The sequence below is a fragment of the Sphingobium sp. B2 genome (assembly GCF_007693735.1).
GTDB lineage: Bacteria > Pseudomonadota > Alphaproteobacteria > Sphingomonadales > Sphingomonadaceae > Sphingobium > Sphingobium xenophagum.
The window spans coordinates 1-566 of sequence record NZ_VDBZ01000033.1; the positions used below are offsets into that span (position 1 = coordinate 1).

General features: G+C 59.5%; 1 protein-coding gene. It reads left to right on the forward strand.

The annotated features are described in order from the left end of the window. Positions 1–89: 89 nt before the first annotated feature. Positions 90–566: helix-turn-helix domain-containing protein (locus FE851_RS27440; RefSeq protein WP_145206938.1), on the forward strand; the 477-nt coding region annotated here is incomplete at its 3' end.

The following is a 566-nucleotide window of genomic DNA, read 5'->3' on the forward strand; positions in this document are numbered from 1 at the left end:
ATACCATCCGTCCGTGATGCTGACACACGTGGGGGATTCCCAAAGCGGCGAAACTATGAATCTATGTCTTCGGGTTGGAGGGCATTGTCATGGGTGCAGCGATTGGATTGCGAGACGACTTTGATGCAGCGGGCTTGAGGCGACTGGCGCGGACGACGAAGAGCGCGAACCAGGGACGCCGACTGCTAGCTTTGGCGGAAATCTATGATGGCGCGAACCGCAGCGATGCCGCGCGCATCGGCGGAGTGACCCTGCAGATCGTGCGGGATTGGGTGGTGCGGTTCAACGCCCGAGGTCCAGCCGGTCTCCTTGACGGCAAGGCCCCAGGCAAGCCGCCCTTGCTGAATGATATCCAGCGCCAAGCGCTGGCGGAGGTCGTTGAAAGTGGACCGATACCAGCGATCCATGGGGTTGTGCGTTGGCGGCTGATCGACCTGGCGCGGTGGCTTCATGACGAATTTGGGGTTTCTCTGACGGAAACGACCGTAGGGCGAGAGTTGAAAAAGCTGGGCTATGTCAAATTGACGGTACGCCCACGTCACCATGCCCAGAACGAATATGCGATG